A 2,969-nucleotide genomic window follows, 5' to 3' on the forward strand; every position below is an offset into this window, starting at 1 on the left:
ATTTTGAAAAGGCATTTAGTATCAGTGCAATAAAATTAGTTGCTTTAAAATTCAATTATAATAATGAAATATTGAATGAAACATTGAATATGTTAAAGGACAACAAGTCACTACTCATCATATTGGCAGGTTCAGCCATGATCAAAGCATTGATATCATTTTTCGAATTTTTTGAGAAAAAATAATAGTTTTTACTTCCTTATTACTTTTCACTGTTTTTTATTTCGAAAAAATCCTTAACTATCTGTCCAACTATAAAAGGAATAAATAACATTATAATTGGATTCAATAAAGACATCCCATCTTTGAACCATTGTTCATCTGCCGTGAAAGACATTATAATTAACGATATAAGAATTGGTATTGATATCAGCAACACCACTGTAGATGCTTTCATATAATTTTAATCTCCAAGTGTTTTATATATAAGTAACGTTTTTAAATATAATGTCAAGGGCTCACTTATTAAAAAAGCAAGAGCTAACTCAGAGATACTCCGCTTCTCTAAGTTGCCTTGCTTTTTCTGTTCTTTGATTGAAAAAGAATGATTTAAACTTGGAATCTTTACTTTCGAACTCCTAATTTAATTAGGATGGAATTAATTGTCGCATGAAAAGAAATTTTTTTATGCCGATACGAAATTTCTATGATCTACTATTCAATCGATGTAAAATTGTTACTTCTTCGTTTGACATGGACTACAAAATGGGAAAATTTGCGGATTTTAATATCAAAAACAATACCGAAAACACTAATATCAGTCAAAGCAATAGTGGTGGTTATAATGTTCAAAATACTCAGGTTACAAATAATCGAATCATCAACAATCATTATACAAAAGAAAATTCTAATAGTGATGGTGATGCAGGTGCTTTTATGGCGGGAGCGGTCATTTTAACGATAGGAATAGGATTTGTTATCTGGTCGTTTTTCACACATTATCAAGAAATTTATCCTATTTTAAAAACAGGTGCTTTATTCTCTCCTGTATTCTCAATAATTGGGATTATAGCTTTGGTTCTTAGGGAAGAGGTTGAAACGACAGATTTTGTCAGATTTATTTTCTTAGTCTTAGCTGGAGGTTCTGTTTTTTTATTAAATGAATATTTGAATATAAATGTTCCACTAGAAATTATAGAATTATCAAAACGAGCCGTATCAGTTTCAGGTTTTTGGAACGGATTAAATGAATATGGTAAAAATCTTTCTTTGTCGTTGATATCTTCGAGTATCTTGATTGGTGTATCAATAATATTAATAATTTTCTCTGCGTTCAGAGAATTATCATACTCCTTAGCTAACAAAAACATGTCTGGATTTTGGTTTGCAAGTCTTAAATTAACTAATTTATTCCGTATTCAAGCTCTTGGTAATGGCGGAATCATAACCTTAATCTTGATACTAACTTATCTAACACTAAATGGATATATATTCCACTTTGATTGGAACTAATTTTACATGGGCCTTTTGGCCCTTATTTTTTAATGACGAATCTTAATCTTACAGCTTGTTGAGACATGCATCTCAACCTCCATTTTTTATGATTGGGGATTTATCACATTCACTAACTAACCTATTTTTAATCAATCACCTATTCTTATTTAATACGTAACACACAAATATTAACTCACGCTTAATATTGACAAACAATAATCGTTCACTATAACAATAGAGAAAGTTAGTTGATTACTTTAAAAACATGACATATAAAAGGAGTTTATATGGAAAATAAACAATCGCAGTTTTTGACTGCTAAGGATGCAAAACATTCATCCCCAAAGTGTAACTTACTACCAAAGGAATTACGAATTCACTGTGTTAGTGTTCGTCTTAACAACTCTGAATTGACCAAACTTAATACATTAAGGGAGCATCATTCGAAAGGAGAGTGGCTTCGTATGGCTTCCCTTCAAAAGTTACCTCCTGTTATACCTGCGATTAATGCCAAAGCCTGGATAGCTTTAACTGACATATCACAAAAGCTAAATCGAATTGCGATCCATATCGATGGTAAGAGTAAAGATAGCCAGCTTACTCATACAGAGCTTTTCGCTGTGAAGCGACAACTGGAAGAGCTTCGCCAGCACCTGCTAAATGCTGACATATGGAGCAAACCCTATGAAGGGTATGCAGAAGATCAAAAGGGGTAAGAGCTTCGCTGGTGTCGTTCAATATGCATTGAAGCCAGGTTCACATCATAAAAGTAATCCAATCGTCATTGGCGGGAACATGTTAGGTGATTCAGCCTCTGAACTGATCGCTGAATTTGATGGCACTAAACAGCTTCGCCCAGATGTTCAGAAGGCCGTTTGGCACAACTCGCTACGATTGCCTGACGGTGAATCATTATTGAATGAGCAATGGGCAAACATAGCTGACGACTACATGAAGAGGATCGGATTCAGTGATACTCATCTTCGTTGCTATGTGCTTCATGACGATCCGGCTGGTCAGCACATACACATTATTGCAAGTCGCATAGATCTCAATGGAGGGAAGCTCTACCTTGGCAGGAATGAGAACCTCATAAGTACCCGCATAATCAGTGAACTCGAAATCGCGCATGGTCTGAAAGTGACCAAGACAGCACCATCCCTCTCAAATACACAACCGAAGCGGAAAAGAATCTCTCGAAACGAACAAATGCTATCGGCTCGGACTGGTGTTCCCTCCCCTAAGGAAGCTCTCCAACAGATACTTGATAAAAGTTTGGCAGATACACCTGACCTTTTAACTTTTATCAAGAGGCTGGAAGAAGCAGAAGTCGGCTGGACGGCGAATGTCGCAAGCACAGGTAAAATGAACGGCTTCTCTTTCTCTTACCGCGATATAGCCTTCAAAGCTTCGCAATTAGGTAAGAGCTACTCCTGGGCAAATCTTCGAAAGCAACTTAGCTACAACCCTGACCACTTAGAAGCTATACGAACCAACACACCGACAAAAGACCACCCTGCTCCTGCTCCTGCTCC

The 2,969-nt window shown here is 35.9% G+C and carries 4 protein-coding genes; all 4 read left to right on the forward strand.

The window, feature by feature from the left end:
• Positions 1-185, forward strand: a 185-nt coding sequence (locus tag AAC147_RS05620; RefSeq protein WP_047685875.1) for a hypothetical protein, incomplete at its 5' end; no start/stop codon positions are given.
• A 520-nt stretch (positions 186-705) separates the two neighbouring features.
• Positions 706-1,452 (forward strand): hypothetical protein, encoded by a 747-nt coding sequence (locus tag AAC147_RS05625; RefSeq protein ID WP_047685888.1) that lies wholly within the window; start codon positions 706-708, stop codon positions 1,450-1,452.
• Positions 1,453-1,721: 269 nt separating this feature from the next.
• Complete coding sequence (locus AAC147_RS05630; protein ID WP_047685880.1) at positions 1,722-2,150, forward strand: hypothetical protein; 429 nt, start codon at positions 1,722-1,724, stop codon at positions 2,148-2,150.
• On the forward strand, positions 2,119-2,969 hold an 851-nt coding region (locus tag AAC147_RS05635), incomplete at its 3' end, for a relaxase/mobilization nuclease domain-containing protein (protein WP_047685883.1). The genes AAC147_RS05630 and AAC147_RS05635, both read left to right, overlap by 32 nt.

The organism is Xenorhabdus sp. NBAII XenSa04 (genome assembly GCF_963866145.1).
GTDB classification, from domain to species: Bacteria; Pseudomonadota; Gammaproteobacteria; order Enterobacterales; family Enterobacteriaceae; genus Xenorhabdus; species Xenorhabdus indica.